Source organism: Xanthomarina gelatinilytica (assembly GCF_000348685.1).
GTDB classification, from domain to species: Bacteria; Bacteroidota; Bacteroidia; order Flavobacteriales; family Flavobacteriaceae; genus Xanthomarina; species Xanthomarina gelatinilytica.
The window spans coordinates 63,548-87,034 of record NZ_ANLA01000015.1 but is presented as its reverse complement, the minus strand read 5'-3'; the positions used below and the strand labels follow the sequence as shown (position 1 = coordinate 87,034).

Sequence of the window (23,487 nt, the reverse complement as noted above, 5' to 3'; positions counted from 1 at the left end):
AACCAAAACCTTATCTTTGTACCCTAATTTTTCATTATGATTTACAGATTTAGAATTATACTTGACCACGACTCTGAAGGAGATATCTTTAGGGACATTGAAATTCGTGAAACAGATACTCTGGAAGATTTGCACAACAGCATTACACAAGCGTTTGGTTTTGAAGGCAGTGAAATGGCTTCATTTTATTTAAGTGATGACGAATGGAACCAAGGTGAGGAAATCTCATTGTTTGATATGAGCGAAGCTGCCAATGAAGTGCGTTTAATGAGAGATACTCCAATCAATGAAGTCACACATGAAAAAAGCACCAGACTGTTGTACATATACGACTTTTTGAGCATGTGGACTTTTTTAGTGGAACTTGCCGAAATTGTTGAAGAAGCTGAAGGTACAGATTATCCAAACCTGATGTTTGTTCATGGACAGATTCCTGATGAAGCTCCCGAAAAATCTTTTGAAGCTGAAAATTTTGATGATTACAACGACGAGTTTGATGACGATCTGGATCTGGACGATTACGACAATCTAAATTTTGATGAAAATTGGAATTAAACTTAGTTTTAAGTTCTTAATATCAAGATTAGCACAACCAAACAACAGCCAACGCAACACTAAACCCATTTAGTAGAAATTTTTCATATTGACATCTTCATAATTTCGTTTTACAAAATCCAAGGCATGTTTTAAAATGTCTCCCATGGTTTTGCTTTTTTTGAAATTAACATCAGAGGTAAATTCATAAATTTCATTCCTTAACTGTTTTACATATTCTGGTTTTGAAAGTGTATCATTAATCATACAGTTTAGCAAATGGGCAATCCTATCGTGATAGCTTATTAAACGTTTGGCCATAATGGAACGTTCCTCCAGTTTATATTGGTCTATGGATTCGGCTTGAAATTTTTCGGTTACCAACGCAACCATTTTATAGTTTTCCTTAAAAAACTGAGGTTTGTAAATATTGAATTTCCCTTCGTAACACTGCTGATCAAAATCTATGGCTCGAATTTTATAAACCACATGGTCAAAATCGTGGGTTGGCACGATCACGTAATTGTAAGACCTCATATCGCCCAAAAGCCTGATGGTACAACGTTCATTGAATTTTACAAACTCCTTGGCTATTTGCGATTTTTCCAAAGGGTTGCAATTGGGCAACATATTTTTTATAAATTCATCGCCAGGAATTCCAGCAATATGTTCTTCAATTAAAGTGTCCTTGTGTACCAGGAAATTTAAGTTGTAAGGAGACAGCATGTGTTCCAGTTCCAGACCATAAATCCTGGAAGCATCTGCTTTTTTTACGTAAAAATAGGTGTAATTGTCGTTTAATATGTTCCTAACCTTTACCCGAAAGGGCTTGGAGTTCCCAAACGTACAGTAATCCACAGCATCTATGGTAAGAAATGGAATGGTTTTTTCGTTACCATCACTATGTAAAATGGTGTAAACACGTTTCAGGCTTAAATCTATTTCTTCACGTTCAAATTCGTTGTAATATACACGTATCCATAGTGTATCTTCATCATTTTTATCGTACACCACAATGGAACCTTGAAAACGCAACAAATCGTCGTAAAAAATGGGCAACCTAATATTCCTGTTGTATTCAGTGAGATATTGGTGCAATTTTTTACTAACTGGATAAGATGGTTTTTTTTTTGATATCTTTAAATCTTCCATAGAAAACGAATTGTTCAAATTTAAGCTTTTATTTTTATGGATGTAACATTTTTAAGGAACACTCGTCATATACATACTAATTAAAACCGAATTTTTCGGTCTCAATCAAAAAAAAAACTATCAATTTGGAACCCATTCTTACAATTAACAACCTCACCAAAAAATTTGGTTTCTTAACAGCTGTCAACGACTTATCGTTTACCATAAACAAAGGAAACGTGTATGGCATTTTAGGTCCAAATGGCAGTGGGAAATCCACCACATTAGGCATAGTTTTAAATGTGGTAAACAAAACTTCCGGAAACTTTAAATGGTTTAACGGAACTGTGGATACGCATGATGCCTTAAAAAAAGTTGGAGCCATTATAGAACGTCCAAATTTTTATCCGTACATGACTGCAGCACAAAATTTAAAGTTGGTATGCAAAATTAAAGGTGTGGACTATGCCAAGATTGACGAAAAACTGGAGGTTGTAAATTTATTGGACAGAAAAGACCATAAGTTTAGTACCTATTCTTTAGGTATGAAACAGCGTTTGGCCATTGCTTCTGCCCTGTTGAACGATCCTGAAATCCTGATTTTAGATGAACCCACAAATGGGCTGGACCCTCAAGGCATCCATCAAATTAGACAAATAATCAAGGAGATTGCCAACCAAGGCACGACCATACTTTTAGCATCGCATTTACTGGATGAAGTTGAAAAAGTGTGCTCTCATGTGGTGGTTTTAAGAAAAGGCGTAAAGCTTTATTCTGGACGTGTGGATGAAATGATTTCCAGCCATGGTTTTTTTGAATTGAAATGCGACAAGCAAGAACACCTTCTGGAATATCTAAAATCGAATCCGGATTTTGGAACCATTAAAGTGGAAAACGACCTGATTACAGCTTTTCTAAACGAACCCATGGATGCAGTAACATTCAATAAACTTATGTTTGAAAAAGGCATGGTTTTATCGCATTTGGTAAAACGCAAGGAAAGCTTGGAAGAGCAATTTTTACAACTAACAGACAAACTTTAAACTAACCCATTCCCACTGAACCTGTTTCAGTATCAAAACCAATTCCATGTTAAGACTCTTAAATCTAGAATTACAAAAACTGTTATTAAACAGAACCAGTAAAGTATTGATATTTATATCGTTTGTATTGCCTTTTACAGTATTGATCCTCTCTTCCATAAAAATTAATTTCTTTGGATTTTTTACTTTGGAATTAGGCGAATTGGGCATTTTCAATTTTCCTATAATCTGGCACATAACCACATTTTTTGCGTCGCAATTTAAATTTTTCTTTGCTATTGTGGTGGTTAGCATGATAGGGAACGAATACAGCAACAAAACCCTAAAACAAAACTTGATTGATGGTTTAAGCAAAAAGGAGTTTATTCTTTCCAAATTTTACACCATTGTGTTCTTTTCTTTAATAGCCACATTATTGATTGCCTTAGCATCTTTTTTTATAGGTTTATATTATTCCAGTTACACCGAAGCTGCCATTATTGTTAGGGAAACAAGCTTTTTATTGGCGTACTTTGTAAAACTTATTGGTTTTTTTAGCTTGTGTTTGTTTTTCGGTATGTTGGTAAAACGTTCAGCTTTTGCTTTAGCTTTTTTATTCATTTTATATATTTTGGAATGGATCGTTTTTGGCATCATTTCATGGCAGGCAAATATGGATCTTGCTGGAAAAATTCAAAATTTCTTTCCTTTAAAATCCATGTACAATCTTATAGACCAGCCTTTTCAAAGAGTTATGATGACCAAATTTCCTGAAAAAGGCGATTTAATGTACGATTATGCTGTGCATTGGTACGAGATTTTCATTGTGTTGGGTTGGACTGCCATTTTTATCTTTTTATCTTATAGATTATTAAAAAAGCGAGATTTATAATACCTTTGGTTTCTATTGCTCGTTAAATGAATAAACTACTTTTTTACTTTTTATTATCCATAAATTTCTGTGTCTTTTCTCAAGAAGAAGCCTCCAATTGGTATTTTGGTGAAAATGCAGGCATCCAATTTGCAAACGATGGTTCCATAACCGTTTTAAACGATGGCCAATTAAACACCATAGAAGGTTGTTCTTCCATTTCTGATAGCAATGGTAATTTACTTTTTTATACAGACGGCATAACAGTTTACAACAGACAACATACTATTTTAAACAACGGTTTTGGGTTATTGGGAAATCCTTCAAGCTCACAATCTGCCATTGTGGTCCCTAAACCTAACGATCCCGATATTTATTACATTTTCACTGTAGGTTCCAATCAGTCTTTAACAGGGTTGAAATATTCTGTTGTGGACATGACTAGAGATGGAGGTTTGGGGCAAGTGGTTCAAAAAAACATTAATTTGTTAACTCAGTGTTCTGAAAAAGTTTCAGCTGTTTTAAAAGATTGTGCGTCTCAAACCATTTGGGTTATTGCACTTTCAAACCCTGGAGGTAATGCCACTTCGCCATTAAATACCTTTCATGCTTTTGAGGTAACAACCACTGGAGTAAATACAACTGCTGTGGTTTCAACTATAGAAGGTATGGGCATTTCAGATTTAAGAGGCTACTTAAAATTTTCACCTAGTGGCGAAAAACTAGCTTGTGCCAATGTACAAAGAGATGGTTTGTTTCTGTTCGATTTCGATAAACAAACTGGAATTGTTAGTAATAACCAAAGACTAAATATAAGTAGTCCTTACGATGAACCTTATGGCATAGAATTTTCCCCCAATAGTGAGATGTTATATGTCTCATCATCAAATGATTATTTTAATCCTGCCGATGATCATCTTCCTTCTAAACACTTTTCTGCCCTAACCCAATTTGATTTAACAAACCCTGATATTGTTGGCACACAACAATTAATAGATCAACAAAATTTATATAGGAGCGCCTTACAATTAGGACCAAACGGAAAAATTTATCGAACTATGGCTGCCACTTATACACAAGGCACCCCATTTTTAAGTGTAATAAACAATCCCAATGAGCTAGGTCAAGCCTGCAACTATCAAAACAATGCCATTAATTTAGGCATCCATAATGCCACACAAGGCTTACCTCCTTTTATCTCGTCTTTCTTTGTTGAAAAAATCGATATCATTAACAACACAGTCACTCCCATTGCCACCAATTATCTGCCTTTATGTTTGGGTGACACCTATACCTTAATGGCTGAAGATATTCCTGGAGCCATTTACACCTGGACCTTTAATGGTAATCCATTACCCAATACAGATTATTTTTTGGATGTGAATCAAAACGGAAGCTATGAAGTACTTATAGACTTGAACAATGGTGGTTGCGATTTCTTGGAAGGAGAAGCCATTGTGGAATATTTCCCTCTACCTGTGGCAAATTCAGTTTCCAATATGGATATTTGTGACGATAACAATGACGGTTTGTGGTCATTTGATTTTTCAACCAAAGATGCTGAAATTTTAAATGCACAAGACCCAAATCATTACAGTGTGCATTATTTTGAAACACAAGCAGATGCAGATGCCAATCAAAATGAAATCATTGGCTTATATACCAATACATCCAATCCTCAAGAAATAATTGCGAGAGTTGATTTAACAGGAAGTCCTGGTTGTTATGATACCACTTCGTTTTTTATTGAAGTGTTTAATACTCCAATTGCAAATAGCCTAAACACCCAAGAGATATGTGACAATATGGAGGATGGTGATGACACAAATGGACAAATGGATACCTTCTTGCATGATTTTGATGCTTTAGTTTTAGGCAATCAAGATGCCAGTGCCTACACTGTAACCTATCATTCATCACAAATAGATGCTGAAAACAACACAGCTGAACTGCCTGAACCTTATTATAATTCCAACCCATTTAACGAAAGCATTTTTGTTAGGATAGAAAATAATTTAAACACCAACTGCTTTGCAACCACTTCTTTTGATATAATTGTAAATTCTGTCCCAAGTTCTTTTAATGCCTCACTTTTACAATGTGACGAGGATGGCTTAAACGATGGCAGAACCTTCTTTAATTTGAATGAAGCCCATAACGAATTAACGGGTGGCGCAGCAAATGTTTCTACAGGTTTTTATTTGAACCTTTTGGATGCTGAAAACAGCAATAACCCTTTAAATGCTTCCAGCTACCAAAACATTTCAAACCCACAAATTATTTTCGCTCAGGTTATTGATGATGCTACAGGTTGTTTTAGCATAGCGCAACTTTCGTTGGAAGTAAGCGTCACGCAACTTCAGGATTATCAGGTACCTATTGCTTGCGATGAACTGGATTCTCAAGATGGCATCAACACCTTCAACCTAAACGATATTGCTACAGACATGCAAACCATAAATGGCATTGTGTTCCCAATTACTTTTTATGAATCTTATCAAGATGCGCTTTTAGAACAGAACGAATTAGTGTCGCCTTATAATAATACAACACCTTACAATCAAACCCTTTTTGCAAGAGCTGAAAACAACAACGCTTGTTATGGTATTAGCGAAGTGTATCTTTCTGTGAAGAGGTTACCCGTTTTGGAAGATGATGAAACGGTTTTATATTGCTTGAACACCTTCCCACAAACCATTACTTTAGATGCTGGCATTGTAAACGATATACCTGGAAACTACACTTATCTGTGGTCCAATGGAGAAACCTCTAGCAACATACAAATCAACGAGATTGGCACATATACAGTTACTGCTACAAACATCTTTGGTTGTTCTAAATCCAGGAGCATTACTGTGGAACCTTCCAATACAGCCACTTTTAACGATATTATGGTAGTGGATGCTACCGAAAACAACACCATAACCGTTCTTGTTTCTGGAGAAGGTGACTATGAATATGCGCTTTACAACCAAGATGGTTTATATTACACCTATCAACCCAGCAACACATTTTACAATGTATATGGAGGTATTTATACAGTTGCTGTAAGGGATATTAAAAACAATTGTGGCATAGTAACCCAAGATGTTTCTGTTATTGGTTTTCCAAAATTCTTTACACCAAATGGTGATGGCTATAACGATACTTGGAATGTGAAAGGCGTTTCCAATGTGTTCCAGCCCAACACCATGATCCGTATTCACGACAGGTATGGAAAATTAGTAAAACAAATAGACCCTCTTGGCAAGGGTTGGGATGGCACTTTTAATGGAGAGCCCTTACCTACCAGTGATTACTGGTTTTCTGCAACACTACAAGACGGCAGGGAGTTTAAAAGTCACTTTACTTTAAAACGTTAAACATAAAAGTTGTACATTTAATTCAATAATTTTTGTTGAATGTCTCGACTTTTTACATACGTTATATTCTGTATCATTTTGACAAATAACATTCTTTTTAGTCAGGAGATTACGTTATTTCAGCAATTTAATGGACAATATGATTATTTGGCATTTGGCAACACTTTAAATTCTAGCGAAAACAATATAGATCGTGATTTTTGTGATGTTTTATCAGAGTCCCAAGCCGATTTACTCATGCCAGCCAATACAACTATTGTTGCTGCATATCTCTACTGGGCTGGTTCTGGTAATGGTGATTTGGATGTGGCTTTAAACAATAATCCAATTAGTGCAGACAATATCTACTTAGTAGAATACAACGACCCTACTTATGGTTTGCTCACTTATTTTTCTTGCTATGCAGACATTACAGACTTCATCACAACAACAGGTAATGCTACCTATAACTTTTCAGGATTGGATATTTCTGAAACCTTAACAAACAATCTTGGCTATTGTGGCAACAGAACCAATTTTGCTGGTTGGTGTGTATATGTAGTTTTCGAGGATAGTCAGTTGCCTTTAAATCAAGTGAATTTATTTCAAGGTTTGGAGATTATCAATAGAAATGTTCAGGAAAAAACTATTTTATTGGACAATGTAAATGTCTTGGATAACGATGGCGCTAAAATTGGTTTTCTTGCATGGGAAGGGGATGCCAATTTAAATTATGGCGAATCCATAATCATCAATAACAATATCATTTCAAGTCCGCCATTAAATCCTGCCAACAATGCTTTTAATGGCACAAACTCTTTTACAAACAGCAACACATTTTACAATGGAGACATTGATGTTTATGGCATTCAAAATAATATTGCAATTGGGGACACTTCTGTTGAAATAAAATTAACAACTGGAGATTTGGATATTTTTGGTAACCTGCAAGCCGATTTAATTATAATAAACAACATTATAACCGTATTAAACAGTCAGCTTCCTGATGCTACAGTTCAAATAAACAATATCCTTTTGGAATGTGGCAACAGACAAATCACAATCGATTACACTATTTTCAACATAAACAGTACAGATATTTTAGCTGCAAATGTTCCCATTGCCATCTATGCCAACAATGAACTTATTGGCAGCACATTTACCACAAACGAACTGGTTATTGGAGCTTCGGAAAACGGACAAATAACCGTTACTGTTCCAGAAAGCCTGCCAAATAACCTAAATATAACCATGGTTGTAGATGATACTGGAAATGGCACAGGAACGGTTGTTGAATTAAATGAACTGAACAACCAAGCCTTTCAGGATATCCAACTCCTTGATATACCTATCAATCCTCTCGAACCATTAAAAAATTGTGATGAAGGATTTGATCAAGCTTATTTCGACCTCACCCTATCATTGGAACAAGTTGAAACCAATGGACAAACAATATCATTTTATGAATCTTTTGAAGATGTTGAAACAGATTCAAACGAAATAATTAATCCAACGTACTATCAAAACTCTGTTGAGCCACAAACCATTTATTTAAAAGTACCAGCCGAACCCTGTTACCATATTTATTATTTTGATTTAGTAGTGGAAAATTGTCCACCACACATTCCACAGGTTTTTACACCAAATAATGATGGCTATAACGATTGGTTCAACATTCAAGGACTTTACAATATTTTTGAACAGCATGAACTGAAAATTTACAATCGATATGGCACCTTAATTTTTGAAGGAGACAACAACACACCATGGGAAGGAAAAGCCAACAAAGGCATTAATAATACTGGAAACATCCTACCCACTGGAACCTATTTTTATCAATTGCATCTAAACGATCCCAATTACAATATACTTACAGGTTGGGTGTACTTAAATCGATAGTAAACATAAAATATTGCATTTTATCGATATTTTTTGCGTTTTGTCTAATTTTTACCTACTTTGCTCGCCCAATTAATCCCAAATTAATAGAATCTTGAAAGTAAAAAATAAAAGTACGCATCAAAGGCTTACATATGCTAGCTATCTGTTAGCCGCTTTATTTATGGCTTTTATGCAAACTACCTACGCCCAACAAATTTCCATAAACGATAACATCCCAGTGAACGACCTTATAGAAACACACTTAATCCAAGGCTGTGTAGAGGTTTCTAACATACAATCAAACAGTAACGGTTCGGTAAATCAAATAGCCAGTTTTGGGTATTTTGAAAGAGACAGCTCCAATTTTCCGTTTGAAAATGGCATCATGCTTTCTACTGGAGCAGCAACTTCTGCTGGAAACACGGTAAATGCAAACCCTTTAAATGAAGGGGAAACCACATGGGGAACAGATCCTGATTTAGAATCTGCCTTAGGAATTACAAATACCTTGAATGCGACGTCCATAGAATTCGATTTTATCTCGGTATCCAATCAAGTACAATTCAATTATATTTTAGCTTCAGAAGAATATTATGCCAATTATCCTTGTGATTATTCCGATGGTTTTGCTTTCTTGATTAAAGAAACAGGTTCGGCTGCTCCTTATCAAAATGTTGCTTTGGTTCCTGGAACTGCCATTCCGGTTAACACTAATACAGTCCATGAAGAAATAGTTGGTTTCTGCCCAGCAGAAAACGAACAGTATTTTGATGGACATAATCTGGGAGACACCAATTTTAATGGAAGAACAACGGTATTAACAGCAAACGCCGCCATTTTACCAAATGTCCAATACCATATTAAGTTGGTCATTGCAGATCAATCTGATGAGAATTTCGATTCAGCCGTTTTTATTGAAGGTAACAGCTTTAATGCTTCTGTAGATTTAGGTCCAGACGTGACCACTTGTGCAGACAATGTGACTTTAAATGCCGATATACAAAACCCGTTGGCTACTTACGAATGGTTTTTAAACGGACAGCCATTAATTGGTGAAACATCAGAAACCTTAACAGCTAGTGCTTCTGGAACCTATACAACGGTTGTAACCATTCCTATTAGCAATACCACTTGTGTAATTGACGATACCATAGTAGTTACACTAAACTCCGAACAACCTGCTGGACCTATTGCAGATTATGAGATTTGTGATGATACCAGTAACGATGGTATTGAAACCTTTGATTTAAGCACTAAAGATGCCGAAGTATTAGCTTCGGTTCCTTCTTCAAGTTACAATATTAGTTATCATGAGTCTGCTACTGAAGCCCAAAATAACCTAAACGCCATTACCAATCCTATTCAAAATACGTCTAATCCACAAACCATATTTGTAAGAATTGAAGACACAACCAATGGTTGTTTGGCCTATGCCAATTTTAACCTGGTTGTAAATCCTTTACCAATAATTATAGACCCTCAACCCTTGGAAATTTGTGACGATGCCACGGCAGATGGCTTTACCGAAATAGATTTAACCCAAGCAGACAACGAAATAACCAACAACAACTCAAATTTAATTGTTACCTATCACTATTCTCAAGCAGATGCTGATACTGGCACCAACCCAATTGCTTCCCCATACATAAACACCAATCAAACCGAACAGCTTTTTGTGAGGGTTACAGATGCCAACACTGGCTGCTTTGGCACTACATCTATGGTTGTAACTGTTTTGGACAGTCCCGCTATTAATATGGATCCTCAAACCATAAATGCCTGTGAGCAAGATGGAGATGGTTTTGATAGTTTTGACCTCTCAACGGTTATTACTGATATTTTAGACGGGCTAACCGATGTTTCAACCACATTTCACACCTCTTATGAAGATGCGCAAACTGGAGATAACCCAATTCAAGATATTACTAACTTTGAAAATACAACTCCTAATGTGCAAACGGTTTATATAAGGGTTGTTGACGATGTTACTGGTTGTGTTGCCATTTCAGCTATTGAATTACACACCAATATTTTGGAATCAGGAACCCAAATCAGAAACTTCTACAGATGTGATGATGCTTCCAATGATGGAATTTCAGATTTTAACCTACAAAACATAGGAAACACCATTATCAACAATTTGGAAAACGTAATGGTTACTTTTTATGAAACCGAACAAGACCAAACCAATGGAACCAACCCAATAGACCAAACAGTTCCTTACCAAGTAACTGCTAGTCCACACCCATTGTTCGTGACCATAGAAAGTATAGATTGCACCTACTTTACAGACATAAATTTAGTGATTAATCCTGCAGTGGTTTTACAAACATTAAATCCTGTAAATTATTGCGATACAGATGATGATGGCTTTACAGCGATTGAATTGGCTACCTTTGATACCTATGTAAGCTCTGGAATTGCAAATGCTACGGTTAGTTATTTTATATCTCAAGCAGATGCTGAAAATAACGAAAATATATTACCTCCTTTTTTCACGAACACAAGCAATCCTCAAATTGTCTATGCACGTGTGGCCGATGCAACAACTGGATGTAACGACATTGCTCCCCTTGAAATAAATGTCATACCTGCACCAACAGTTTCTCAACCATCAGACCTTGTAATTTGCGACGATGATCAGGATGCATATTATATAGTGGATTTAGAGGCTAAAATTTCAGAAATTGTTGCCAATACTTCAAACTTAAACATCTCTTTTCACACTTCAGAAAATGATGCTAATGCTGATACCAATGCCATTGCCAACACATCTGCATACAATGCCAATACACAAACGATATTTGTAAGGATAGAAAGTGAGATCACAACTTGTTATGCCTTAGTGAATTTCGAAATCATTGTTAATACCGAACCTGTGTTTACCAATATCAGTAACTTTAGAAATTGTGAAACCGATGGCAATCAAACAGCAGAGTTCTTTTTTGTGGATAAAGATGCCGAAATTTTAAACGGTCAAACTGGAAAACGCGTATTGTATTTTGAATCTGCTGCAGATGCCCTAAACAGAACCAACATCATTGACAAAAACTTGGCTTACACAAATCAATCAAACCCACAAACCATACATGTACGTGTGGAAAACCTAAGTGACCAAAGTTGTTTTGGAGTGTCTTCTTTTATTATTGAAGTAGGCTCCATTCCTGTTTTTGATGCACCTTTGGACACATTTTTATGTGATGACATGTCCAACGACAGTCAAGAATCCTTCGATTTAAACGCCATCATAACAGAAATGTCCCAAAACAGTCCGGAAAACTTAACCATTACTTTTTATGAGACTTTAACGGACGCTGAAAACGAACAAAACCAACTACCTCTGGATTATACCAATCAAACCAATCCACAACAAATCTATGCACGTGTGGAAAATGGAACCTATTGCCATGCCATTGCAGAATTTGGTTTAAATGTGATACAAGTACCTTTGGTAAATGCAGCTTCTGCTTTAACCCAATGTGATACAGATCAAGATGGTTCTGCAAGTTTCAATTTAACAGTTTCAGAATCTGAAGTGTTGGATATTAGACAAAATGATATTTTGGTGACCTATCATGAAACCATGGAAGATGTGGATAACAATAACATTAGCATTCCAAATCCAAGTGCTTACAGCAATACCTCAAATCCACAAACGGTTTTTATTAAAGTCACCAATACTGTTTCCAATTGTTATGTTACCATTCCTTTGGATTTAATAGTTAACATACCTCCTACCATTAACTCGTCTTCTATTGAGATTTGTGACAACAATTCGAGCTCTTTTAATTTATTGGATGCTGTTGATGATTTAATAGGAACCCAAACTCCAATTGATGTTACTTTTTATTCCAATATAACAGATGCACAGAATGGACAAAATCCCTTGGATACCAATTATACATACAATTCAAACAACGATACTATCTTTATACATGCTTTAAATACAGACACAGGTTGTGCTGCTATTGGTTCCTTTAATTTATTGGTAAACCCAAGTCCCATGGCCAACCAACCTCCTGATTTAATAGCTTGTGATGATGATTTTGATGGCATGCTTATTTTCAATTTGTCCCAACAAACACCTTTTATTCTTGGCACACAAGACCCAAATAATTATAGTGTGGATTATTTTGAACTGGCAGAAGAAGCCATAGACAACACCAATGCCATACAAGATTTAAACTATTTGGCATTTGATGGACAAACCATTTATGTAAGAGTGGAAAATAACCAGACAGGCTGCTTTAACACCACATTCTTTAATACGGTTGTAAACAGAAAACCAGAAGTCAATATCCCAGACCAAACGGTTTGTTTAGACAACTTACCACTAATAGTTTCTGCTGAAACCGGTTTTGCAGACGACAGTTATGTGTGGTCAACCACTGCTACAACCCCAGAAATAGAAATCACACAAATTGGAACCTATTCTGTAACGGTTACCTCCATAAATGGATGCCAAACTACTTCCACCTTTAATGTCATAGAATCCGAACAAGCTACTATAGAATTCACAGAAACTGTTGATTTCTCTAATCCTAATAACATTACAGTTACCATTAGTGGGATTGGAAATTACCTTTATGTTCTGGATCATGGTGTCCCACAAGAGTCCAACGTATTCTATAATGTTACATTAGGACCACACACCATTGAAATTATCGATTTAAACGGTTGTGCTTCTGCCATCAAAGACATTGTTATTATTGATGCTCCTTTGTTTTTTACCCCAAACAGCGATGGTTATAACGATACTTGGCACATCACTGGAGTCAACCAATTGGAAGGAACCATTGTCAATATTTTCGACAGATATGGCAAACTCATCAAAACCCTTACCAGCAGTTCTCCTGGTTGGGATGGCACCTATCGTGGTGAACCAATGCCTTCTAACGATTACTGGTTTGTGGCTTATGTTAAAAAAGGTGATATTTCTTTTGAAGTAAAACGACATTTTGCTTTAAAACGATAAAAGAATCTCACAAGTCTTTAACAAACTTTATACTGTAAAAAAATTAGTATTAGTTATCTTTGCACACTAATTTCCATTAATGAAACAGTATTTTATAATTCTTTGTGTTTTTGTTTCTTCCTTGACGTATTCGCAAAACGTGATTACAGATAGTAATACCTATTCTGCTCAAGAACTTATTGAAGATATCTTAATAGATAGCAATTGCATTACAGATGTGGTTGTTACCAATGCTGTTGGTGGTAATTTCAATGGTCCAGATAAAAGCTATGGTTATTTTAACGCCAATGGTTCTTCGTTTCCCTTTCAGGAAGGCATTGTGCTCAGTACGGGAAGATTGATAAACGTACAAGGCCCAAATACCTCTCTAAGTGACGACGATGCAAACGGTTGGGGTGGCGATGAAGATTTGGAATATGCTTTAAACGAGTCGAACACTATCAATGCAACTATCTTGGAATTCAATTTTAGAGCTGTTGCAGACCAAATTAGTTTCAGGTATCTTTTTGCTTCCGAAGAATATCAAGAAGGCAACAGCAATACCTGTCAATATTCCGATTTATTCGGGTTTTTAATTAGAAAGGAAACAGAAACCATTTACGACAATATTGCCCTTGTTCCTGGCACCACAACTCCTGTTAAGGTAACAACGGTTCATTCTGGGATCCCTGGCGCTTGCCAACCCATAAACGAAGCTTATTTTGGGGGTTGGAACTATAGCAATGCTCCCATAAATTTTAATGGACAAACAGCTGTTTTAACTGCAACTGCCAATGTAATCCCTAACGAAACCTATCATGTGAAACTGGTTATCGCAGACGAACAAAATTACAGATACGATTCGGCTGTTTTTTTAGAGGCTGGCAGTTTTCAATTAAGTACCAATTTAGGACCAGATTTACTACTCGCCAACAATTCGGCTTTATGTCCAAACGAAACCATTTTATTAGATGCCAGCCAACCTGGAACCAACACTTATAGATGGTTTAAAAATGGTGTGGAAATTCCCTTGGAGACTAATCCTACCTACTTGGTTACAGATGCTGGAACCTACAATGTGGAAGTGGTTATTGATGGCACCTGTTTTTCGTATGGCGAAGTAGTTGTTGAAATGGCTGCAAATCCAACAGTTTTTAACACCACATTGAGCAGTTGCGATTATAATTTGGATGGTTTTACCAACTATAATTTATTTGATGCAGAAACAGATGTTACCAATAACAACAATGCCTTGACTTTAGAAAACTTTTTCTTTTCTGAAGCAGAAGCAATCTCCAACACAAACCCAATTCCCACACCAACCAATTTTGATAATACTGCCATTAACCAAATTGTATATGCAAGAGTTACAAATGCCAATGGTTGTATTTCGGTTGCAGAAGTAACTTTAACCTTTGCCAACAATCCTATTGTATTTCCATTATATCCAGGATGTGACGATGATACTAACGATGGCATAACGAGCTTTGATTTGGATGCCATGGAAGCTTTTGTGCTTTCAAACAACAATGTACCTAATACTGCCACAATCACCTTTTATGGGTCCCAATCTGATTTGGAAAACCAAACAAACCCTCTTTCCGGAACCTATGAAAACACAGACAGTTCCTATTTTGACACCTTATATGTTCAAATTACAGATAATGGTATTTGTTATGCCTATGCATCCATTTATTTAACAGTAAACCCTTCCCCAGAATTAATTTCAGATGAAGACATGGTTTATTGCTTAAATCTCTTTCCAGAAACCATACTTTTGGAAGCTGGAATTCTTTATGGAAACCCAATTGACTTTAATTACCAATGGCAATTAAATGGCACTGATTTATTGGAAAGCACAGAGCAAATTTCTGTGAATGAAGTAGGCACTTATACAGTAACGGTTACCAATAGTGATGGCTGTTCAAACACAAGAACCATAACGGTTCTTCCTTCCAATCTAGCTACAATTCAAGATATTTTGATAACTGAAGCGTCAGATAACAACTCCATAACAATAGTTGTAACTGGCGAAGGAGACTACGAATATTCTATAGACAATGGTTACTTTCAAGACAGCAACATATTTACAAATGTGTCAGCTGGGTATCATACAATACATATTCAGGATAAAAATGAATGTGGTACCATTTCAGCAGATGTTTCTGTTTTAGGTTTCCCTAAGTTTTTCACACCAAATGGCGATGGTTACAACGATTTTTGGAATCCAGTAGGTTTGGATTACATGGAAGCTTCGGTAACTGTAAACATCTTTAACAGATACGGAAAACTCCTCAAAGAATTAAGTGCTTTCGGTTCTGGTTGGGATGGCACTTTTAAAGGGGAATTACTGCCAACAGACGATTATTGGTTTGTAATTACCTTTAGTAACGGCAAAGAATATAGAGGTCATTTTACTTTAAAAAGATAGATGAAAGTTTCATGCAAAATTTCAACATCTTTAAGTAATTTAGCTTCGATGTCATGCTGAGCATGTCAAAGCTTCTTAAATAATTTTTATAACATAAAAAATACGCATTATGCGTTTCAAAATAACATCAGAATTCAGTCCAACAGGAGATCAGCCAGCTGCCATCAAGCAATTGGCAGATGGCCTAAATGCCAATGAAAAATACCAAACATTGCTTGGTGTTACTGGTTCTGGTAAAACGTTTACAGTTGCCAATGTTATTGAACAGGTACAAAAACCAACACTGGTTTTGGCTCACAATAAAACCTTGGCGGCTCAACTATACTCAGAATTCAAACAGTTTTTTCCTAATAATGCTGTAGAATACTTTGTATCTTATTACGATTATTACCAACCAGAAGCTTATATTCCTGTATCTGGCGTATACATTGAAAAAGACCTCTCCATAAACGAAGAAATAGAAAAAATGCGTTTAAGCACAACTTCTTCCCTACTTTCCGGAAGAAGAGATGTGCTGGTGGTTGCTTCGGTATCTTGCTTGTATGGTATTGGAAATCCTGTGGAATTTCAAAAAAACGTGATATCCATTGAAAAGGACCAGGTTCTTTCCAGGACCAAGTTACTTCATAGGTTGGTTCAAAGCTTGTATTCCAGAACAGAAGCAGAATTCCATCACGGAAATTTCAGAATAAAAGGTGACACTGTGGATGTGTTTCCCAGCTATGACGATCACGCCTTTAGGATTCACTTTTTTGGAGATGAAATTGAAGAGATTGAAGCGTTTAACATTCAAACAAACGAAGTTATTGAAAAGTATGACAGGCTCAATATATATCCAGCCAACATGTTCGTGACTTCTCCTGAAGTCTTACAAGGCGCCATAAAAAACATTCAAGACGATTTAATAAAACAATACGATTACTTTAAAGAAATAGGCAAACATCTGGAAGCAAAAAGACTGAAAGAACGAACCGAATTCGATTTAGAAATGATACGCGAATTGGGCTACTGTTCTGGTATTGAAAACTATTCTAGGTATTTAGATGGCAGACAACCAGGAACCAGACCTTTCTGTTTGCTGGATTATTTCCCAGACGATTATTTAATGGTTGTAGATGAAAGTCATGTAACCATTTCGCAAGTGCATGCCATGTATGGAGGAGATAGAAGCAGAAAAGAAAACCTGGTAGAATATGGTTTTAGACTTCCAGCAGCTATGGATAACAGACCTTTAAAATTTGAGGAGTTTGAAGCCTTGCAAAACCAAGTGATATATGTAAGTGCCACACCTGCAGATTATGAACTTCAAAAATCAGATGGCATCTATGTGGAACAGGTTATTAGACCTACTGGTCTGCTGGATCCTGTAATAGAAGTACGACCTAGCTTGAATCAAATTGATGATTTAATTGAGGAAATCCAACAAAGGGTTGAAAAGGATGAACGTACCTTGGTAACAACCTTGACCAAACGTATGGCCGAAGAACTGACCAAGTATTTAAGCAGGATTCAAATTCGGGTTCGTTACATCCATAGTGATGTGGACACTTTGGAACGAGTTGAGATTATGCAGGATTTACGAAAAGGTTTGTTTGATGTTTTGGTTGGTGTAAACTTGCTTCGTGAAGGTTTGGACTTACCAGAAGTGTCTTTGGTTGCTATTCTGGACGCAGATAAAGAAGGGTTTTTACGTTCGGCCAGATCTTTAACACAAACCGTTGGAAGAGCTGCCAGAAACCTTAACGGAAAGGCCATTATGTATGCAGACAAGATAACCAACAGCATGCAAAAAACCATAGATGAAACCAATTACAGACGTGAAAAACAAATTTCTTACAATACCAAACACAAGTTAACACCAAAGGCTTTGAACAAAAGTCTTGACAATGCCTTGTCAAAAAATTCGGTGAGCACTTACAGTTATGAATTGGAAGCCATGAAAGCGGCCGAACCAGAAAGCAAATATCTTACAAAAGGGGAATTGGAAAAGAAAATTCGTGAAAAACGAAAATTGATGGAACAGGCAGCCAAAGCTTTGGACTTTTTACAGGCAGCTAAATTTAGAGATGAGATTAAAGCTTATCAAGGGAAATTAGAAACTTTGAAATAAACCCCAAGTTCCTTAAAACTAAACTCCAAAAATCCATCATTCAAAAATATGCAACTATATAAGCTAAATCTTGAAGTATAAACTTTGAATTTAAATCAATTATATTGCACTTTAAAAATATCAATAAGCACATCTGGAGGAACAATTTTATTAGGAAAGCTTTCCATTAAATACAATACCTTATTGATGGATTCGTGACTTAAACCCATTCGGATGCCATAATTAAACAGCTTGATTCTTTCTTTTGGTGTATGCTCGTCATCAATATTCATAAGTAAAACCAATCTATGAAATTGCACAATACGTTCACTATGGGATTCTAAATGAATATAGTTTATTGGATGATCTATCAAATAATCGAAATCTTCTCTGGAGATTTCAAGCTGTTTTGCAATTGCTAGTAAAAAGTTATACTCAATTGGCTTTAAATCACTTTCGCTTTTTGCAAATGAAATCATTTCAGACAAAAGGCTTAATTTTTCAACCCTGTTAATCATTAGAGGAATGGATTAATAATTACATTATAAAGATACTTATAAACAATAATTGATAATCCCTTATAATTTGTAACTTGTCGAAAAATAATCTGCGTTTTATCGTTATTTTTTTACGCTTTGTATAAAATAAAAGTTAATTAACTGACTATCAGTATTTTAACTATAATGTGTATTTCATCGATTATTTTATATTTGTGAGAAAAAAGAAACAATAAATTTTATATATGACTAATAACGACATCTTTAAAAAATTAAGGGTTGCTTTAAAACTTCGAGACGACGAAATAGTAAAAATTTTGGAATTGGTAGACTTCAGAATCACCAAAAGTGAATTGAGCGCTTTTTTTAGGAAAGAAGATCACCCTAAATACATGGAATGTGGCGACCAAATATTAAGGAACTTTTTAAATGGCTTGGTCATTCACCTTCGTGGACCTATGCCAAAAAAGAATTCCAAACCAGCTATTTCAAACAAAAACACAAAAAAATAGGTTAGCATTTCAGTAGTATGGTAAATATTACTAAATTGCACAAATAAGACCAAATAGTCCTAATCTATATGTTAGATAATCCTACGATCACACAGCTCTCTGAGATTTCAGAAGACACCATAAAAACACTCAACAATAAATACAAACCGCTTTCTGCCACAAACCGTATCAAAGAGCTTTATAAAGATTTTGATGTTAAAGATGTCATGCTTACCAGTTCTTTTGCTGCGACTTCTGCTTTTTTATTGAAACTTTTTTCTGAAGTAAATACAAACCAAAAAGTGTTTTTTATTGATACTGGCTATCATTTTGAAGAAACCTTAAAGTACAAGGAAAAACTGGAACAACTTTACAATTTGAATGTAACATCTATTACAGCCATTAAAGAGGAACATGAGTTTACCACAAAAGATGAAACTTGGAAAAAAAATCCGGATTTCTGTTGCTCCATTAACAAAGTAAGACCTTTGGAAACCATAAAAAAACAATACAAGGTTTGGGTTTCGGGATTGATGGAATGGCAAAGCGACCATAGAGCCAGCTTGGACATTTTTGAAATGAGAGGAGAGATTTTAAAATTTTATCCATTGTTGGATATTACCAAGGAACAACGTGATGCTTACATAGAAAAACACCAATTACCCTTCCATCCATTAGTTGCCAAAGGCTATCACTCCATAGGTTGCAGCCACTGTACAGCTCCTGGGGAAGACAGAAGTGGACGCTGGAACAACAATCCAAAAACAGAATGTGGATTGCATTTATAAGGTTTTTTAGTTATTTTAAGGAATGACAATCAAAGAAATTCTAAATTCCACAGAACACAGACCTTGGAAAAAACCTAACAAAAGTTGGAAATATTATCAAGAATGGAATGATGCTATTTTTCTGCATTGGCAAGTTGAATTACATGAATTAAAAAAATTTGTTCCAGAAGAATTAGAAATAGATTTATTTGAAGGAAAACCTTGGATTTCAGTAGTAGCCTTTACTATGGAAAAAATAAGACCAAAAAACCTTCCTGCATTTAGACCAATTTCCAATTTTGAAGAAATTAATATCAGAACTTATGTAAAATGCAACAATAAAACTGGAGTATATTTTTTAAGCATAGAAGGTGGCACCAGTCTATCTTGTAAAATTGCAAAAGGCATCTCTCAACTTCCTTATCGTTTCTCAAATATAAAACGAAATACGAATCAATATTATTCAAACAACATTCAATTTAATGACAGATTAAAAATTGATTTTGTTATTGGTGAAAAAATAAATAAAAAAACCGCATTAGAACATTGGCTTGTTGAAAGGTATGCACTTTTTCAAGATTCCGAAAATACTATCAATGAATTTGAAATCCACCATTTGGAATGGCCTTTAAATGACATTGAATTGAAAAATTTAGAATTAAACTATCAACGCTATGAAAATCTGTTAAAAAATAATCCCATTAAAATGCATTATTCAAAAGGTGTAAAAGTAGTTGCTTGGGGAAAGACCGAAATAACGAAACTAAAAAAATAGTCATCATTAAGTGACATTTACTTTAAAACTAAAAAAACCACTTTACATGTAAAGTGGTTTTTAATTTATATAAAGATTGCTTTTTTTAAGCTAATACTTTCTGTACTTTGTCTGCAGCTTCTTGGAATTCGGTAGCACTTAATACATCCAATCCAGAATTATCAATCAAATCTTTAGCGATGTCTGCATTGGTTCCTTGTAAACGTACAATAATTGGCACATTAATGTTCCCCATGTTTTTATAGGCATCAATAACTCCTTGAGCTACACGATCGCAACGTACAATACCACCAAATATGTTTATTAATATGGCTTTTACATTTGGGTCTTTTAAAATAATTTTAAAAGCAGCTTCTACTCTAGCAGCATCTGCAGTTCCACCAACATCCAAAAAGTTTGCTGGTTCTCCACCTGCTTGCTTAATTAGATCCATGGTTGCCATAGCAAGTCCAGCGCCATTAACCATACAACCTACATTTCCATCTAAATCCACATAGTTTAGACCTAGAGCTCCAGCTTCTACCTCTATTGGGTTTTCTTCACGTAAATCGCGTAAATCTTTATAATCTTTATGTCTAAAAAGCGAATTGTCATCTATGGTCACTTTGGCATCAACAGCCATAATTTTGTTATCGCTGGTTTTTAAAACCGGGTTGATTTCAAATAATGAAGAATCTGACTCTACATAAGCTGTATATAATGCAGAAACAAACTTGGTCATTTCTTTAAACGCAGTTCCTTCCAAACCTAAGTTAAAGGCAATACGTCTAGCTTGAAAAGGCATTAATCCTACAGAAGGATCTACTTCTTCGGTAAATATTAAATGTGGTGTTTGTTCAGCCACTGTTTCAATGTCCATACCACCTTCGGTAGAATACATAATCATGTTACGACCTGTACTTCTATTTAACAATACAGACATATAAAACTCACTTGTTTCACTCTCTCCAGGATAATAAACATCTTCTGCAACTAAAACTTGGTGTACTTTTTTTCCTTCGGCAGAAGTTTGTGGCGTAATTAAGTTCATGCCAATAATTTGACCTGCAATCTGTTCCACTTCCTGAAGGTTTTTGGCAAGCTTTACTCCTCCTCCTTTACCACGTCCACCAGCGTGAACCTGAGCTTTTATAACATGCCAACTTGTTCCTGTTTCAGATGTTAATTGTTTGGCTGCTGCTACAGCTTCTTGAGCATTTTTTGCAACAATACCACGTTGAATACGTACGCCAAAGCTTGCTAATATGTCTTTTCCTTGATATTCGTGTAAATTCATCTTTATTAAATTAATTGTCATTTATTTAAAAGAAGAAATCTCTTAAATCTATTGTGGCACAAAAGTAAACAACCTATTGCTTTTAACCAATATTTTTTACAGGAAGTATTAGTATACTTTTTAAATGACTGAAATATGAAATAATAATGCTAAAAATGAACTTGGTTATATAAAATACTTTTTAGTTTTACGCTTCAAAAAAAATAATAAATCAAATGAACACAAAAACCTTATTACAAATTGCGAAGGATTATGGAAGTCCTGTTTATGTTTACGACTCTGAGAAAATAGTCTCTCAATACAATCGTTTAACAACTGCTTTTAATAAGGTCAAACAGGTGAAAATTAATTATGCTGTAAAAGCCTTGTCCAATGTTTCGGTATTAAAACTCATGCATTCGCTTGGGGCAGGATTGGATACCGTTTCTATACAAGAAGTGAAATTGGGTTTAACGGCTGGGTTTTCGGCTGATAAAATAATTTACACTCCCAATGGCGTATCTCTTGAAGAAATTGAAATTGCAGCAAACCTTGGGGTACAGATTAATATAGATAATCTTTCAATTTTGGAACAATTTGGAACCAAATACCCAAACATTCCTGTTTGTATCCGCATAAACCCTCATGTTATGGCTGGCGGAAACACCAATATTTCTGTTGGGCATATTGACAGTAAATTTGGGATTTCAATTCATCAAATCCCTCACATCCTTAGAATTGTTGAAAACACCCAGATGACCATTAATGGGATTCACATGCATACTGGAAGTGACATTTTGGATATTGATGTGTTTTTATATGCCAGTGAAATTTTGTTTGAAACAGCCAAACATTTTAAAGATTTGGAATTTATTGATTTTGGTTCTGGGTTTAAGGTTCCATACAAGGAAGGGGATATTGAAACCAATATTGAAGAATTTGGAAAAAAACTAACCAAAAGATTTAACGAATTCTGCAAAGAATATGGCAAAGAATTGACCCTAGCTTTCGAACCTGGTAAATTTTTAGTGAGTGAAGCTGGATATTTTTTAACCAAGGTGAACGTGGTTAAACAAACAACCTCAACAGTTTTTGCTCAAATCGATTCTGGGTTCAATCATTTAATACGTCCCATGTTTTATGGGTCTCAACATGAAATTGAAAACATTTCCAATCCTAAAGGTAGAGAGCGTTTCTATTCTGTAGTTGGATATATATGTGAAACCGATACTTTTGCAAACAATAGACGTATTGCAGAAATAACCGAAGGAGATATATTAGCGTTTAAGAATGCTGGAGCCTATTGTTTCTCCATGGCATCTAACTATAATTCCAGATATCGTCCTGCTGAAGTTCTCTGGCACAACAACCAAGCACACCTTATTAGAAAAAGGGAAACTTTTGATGATATTATTAAAAACCAAATAGAAATTGACCTCACTAAATAA

The 23,487-nt window shown here is 35.4% G+C and carries 15 protein-coding genes; 12 read left to right on the top strand and 3 right to left on the bottom strand.

Annotated features, from left to right (window positions below):
• Positions 1–36 precede the first annotated feature (36 nt).
• Complete coding sequence (locus D778_RS09760) at positions 37–555, top strand: IS1096 element passenger TnpR family protein (RefSeq protein ID WP_007650171.1); 519 nt, start codon at positions 37–39, stop codon at positions 553–555.
• A 69-nt stretch (positions 556–624) separates the two neighbouring features.
• Here the strand turns inward: D778_RS09760 and D778_RS09755 are convergent, their stop codons facing one another.
• On the bottom strand, positions 625–1,686 hold the full coding sequence (locus D778_RS09755; protein WP_040492088.1) for a hypothetical protein: 1,062 nt from the start codon (positions 1,684–1,686) through the stop codon (positions 625–627).
• Between the two features lie 125 nt (positions 1,687–1,811).
• Between D778_RS09755 and D778_RS09750 the strand changes: the two genes are divergently transcribed.
• The 7 genes from D778_RS09750 (at position 1,812) to uvrB (ending at position 18,275) form a co-directional block, all read left to right on the top strand.
• Positions 1,812–2,708, top strand: a complete 897-nt coding sequence (locus D778_RS09750) for an ABC transporter ATP-binding protein (protein WP_007650167.1) — start codon at positions 1,812–1,814, stop codon at positions 2,706–2,708.
• A gap of 46 nt (positions 2,709–2,754) precedes the next feature.
• On the top strand, positions 2,755–3,579 hold the full coding sequence (locus D778_RS09745) for an ABC transporter permease (RefSeq protein WP_007650165.1): 825 nt from the start codon (positions 2,755–2,757) through the stop codon (positions 3,577–3,579).
• Positions 3,580–3,605: 26 nt separating this feature from the next.
• Positions 3,606–6,920: a T9SS type B sorting domain-containing protein gene (locus D778_RS09740; protein ID WP_007650162.1), complete on the top strand. Its 3,315-nt coding sequence runs from the start codon at positions 3,606–3,608 to the stop codon at positions 6,918–6,920.
• Positions 6,921–6,998: 78 nt separating this feature from the next.
• On the top strand, positions 6,999–8,798 hold the full coding sequence (locus D778_RS09735; RefSeq protein WP_007650161.1) for a T9SS type B sorting domain-containing protein: 1,800 nt from the start codon (positions 6,999–7,001) through the stop codon (positions 8,796–8,798).
• Between the two features lie 172 nt (positions 8,799–8,970).
• A complete protein-coding gene (locus D778_RS09730; protein ID WP_238307647.1) occupies positions 8,971–13,755 on the top strand; it encodes a T9SS type B sorting domain-containing protein in 4,785 nt (1,594 codons plus the stop codon).
• A 79-nt stretch (positions 13,756–13,834) separates the two neighbouring features.
• The gene (locus D778_RS09725; protein WP_007650155.1) at positions 13,835–16,165 is read left to right on the top strand and encodes a T9SS type B sorting domain-containing protein; all 2,331 of its coding nucleotides are present in this window, start codon (positions 13,835–13,837) and stop codon (positions 16,163–16,165) included.
• A gap of 109 nt (positions 16,166–16,274) precedes the next feature.
• Positions 16,275–18,275, top strand: a complete 2,001-nt coding sequence (gene uvrB, locus D778_RS09720) for an excinuclease ABC subunit UvrB (protein ID WP_007650153.1) — start codon at positions 16,275–16,277, stop codon at positions 18,273–18,275.
• 95 nt (positions 18,276–18,370) lie between these two features.
• On the opposite strand, the gene D778_RS09715 is transcribed toward uvrB, so the two are convergent.
• Positions 18,371–18,772: a hypothetical protein gene (locus tag D778_RS09715; RefSeq protein ID WP_007650151.1), complete on the bottom strand. Its 402-nt coding sequence runs from the start codon at positions 18,770–18,772 to the stop codon at positions 18,371–18,373.
• 224 nt (positions 18,773–18,996) lie between these two features.
• Here D778_RS09715 and D778_RS09710 point away from each other — a divergent pair, with 224 nt between their 5' ends.
• The 3 genes from D778_RS09710 to D778_RS09700 all read left to right on the top strand — a co-directional run bounded on the left by D778_RS09710 (position 18,997) and on the right by D778_RS09700 (position 20,784).
• Positions 18,997–19,263: a DUF1456 family protein gene (locus D778_RS09710; RefSeq protein ID WP_007650148.1), complete on the top strand. Its 267-nt coding sequence runs from the start codon at positions 18,997–18,999 to the stop codon at positions 19,261–19,263.
• A 68-nt stretch (positions 19,264–19,331) separates the two neighbouring features.
• Positions 19,332–20,030 (top strand): phosphoadenylyl-sulfate reductase, encoded by a 699-nt coding sequence (locus tag D778_RS09705; RefSeq protein WP_007650147.1) that lies wholly within the window; start codon positions 19,332–19,334, stop codon positions 20,028–20,030.
• Between the two features lie 22 nt (positions 20,031–20,052).
• Entirely contained in the window at positions 20,053–20,784 is a 732-nt protein-coding gene (locus tag D778_RS09700) for a YqjF family protein (RefSeq protein WP_007650145.1), read from the top strand.
• 85 nt (positions 20,785–20,869) lie between these two features.
• Here D778_RS09700 and sucC read toward each other — a convergent pair whose 3' ends face one another.
• Positions 20,870–22,060: an ADP-forming succinate--CoA ligase subunit beta gene (gene sucC / locus D778_RS09695; protein ID WP_007650138.1), complete on the bottom strand. Its 1,191-nt coding sequence runs from the start codon at positions 22,058–22,060 to the stop codon at positions 20,870–20,872.
• Between the two features lie 215 nt (positions 22,061–22,275).
• On the opposite strand from sucC, the gene lysA reads away from it, so the two are divergent.
• On the top strand, positions 22,276–23,487 hold the full coding sequence (gene lysA / locus D778_RS09690; protein WP_007650136.1) for a diaminopimelate decarboxylase: 1,212 nt from the start codon (positions 22,276–22,278) through the stop codon (positions 23,485–23,487).

Bases quoted from the DNA above. Each gene is read 5' to 3' on its own strand.
- D778_RS09760 (WP_007650171.1), top strand. From the start codon at position 37: ATGATTTACAGATTTAGAATTATACTTGACCACGACTCTGAAGGAGAT.
- D778_RS09755 (WP_040492088.1), bottom strand. From the start codon at position 1,686: ATGGAAGATTTAAAGATATCAAAAAAAAAACCATCTTATCCAGTTAGT.
- D778_RS09745 (WP_007650165.1), top strand. From the start codon at position 2,755: ATGTTAAGACTCTTAAATCTAGAATTACAAAAACTGTTATTAAACAGA.
- D778_RS09740 (WP_007650162.1), top strand. From the start codon at position 3,606: ATGAATAAACTACTTTTTTACTTTTTATTATCCATAAATTTCTGTGTC.
- D778_RS09730 (WP_238307647.1), top strand. From the start codon at position 8,971: ATGCAAACTACCTACGCCCAACAAATTTCCATAAACGATAACATCCCA.
- D778_RS09725 (WP_007650155.1), top strand. From the start codon at position 13,835: ATGAAACAGTATTTTATAATTCTTTGTGTTTTTGTTTCTTCCTTGACG.
- uvrB (WP_007650153.1), top strand. From the start codon at position 16,275: ATGCGTTTCAAAATAACATCAGAATTCAGTCCAACAGGAGATCAGCCA.
- D778_RS09715 (WP_007650151.1), bottom strand. From the start codon at position 18,772: ATGATTAACAGGGTTGAAAAATTAAGCCTTTTGTCTGAAATGATTTCA.
- D778_RS09710 (WP_007650148.1), top strand. From the start codon at position 18,997: ATGACTAATAACGACATCTTTAAAAAATTAAGGGTTGCTTTAAAACTT.
- D778_RS09705 (WP_007650147.1), top strand. From the start codon at position 19,332: ATGTTAGATAATCCTACGATCACACAGCTCTCTGAGATTTCAGAAGAC.
- D778_RS09700 (WP_007650145.1), top strand. From the start codon at position 20,053: ATGACAATCAAAGAAATTCTAAATTCCACAGAACACAGACCTTGGAAA.
- sucC (WP_007650138.1), bottom strand. From the start codon at position 22,060: ATGAATTTACACGAATATCAAGGAAAAGACATATTAGCAAGCTTTGGC.
- lysA (WP_007650136.1), top strand. From the start codon at position 22,276: ATGAACACAAAAACCTTATTACAAATTGCGAAGGATTATGGAAGTCCT.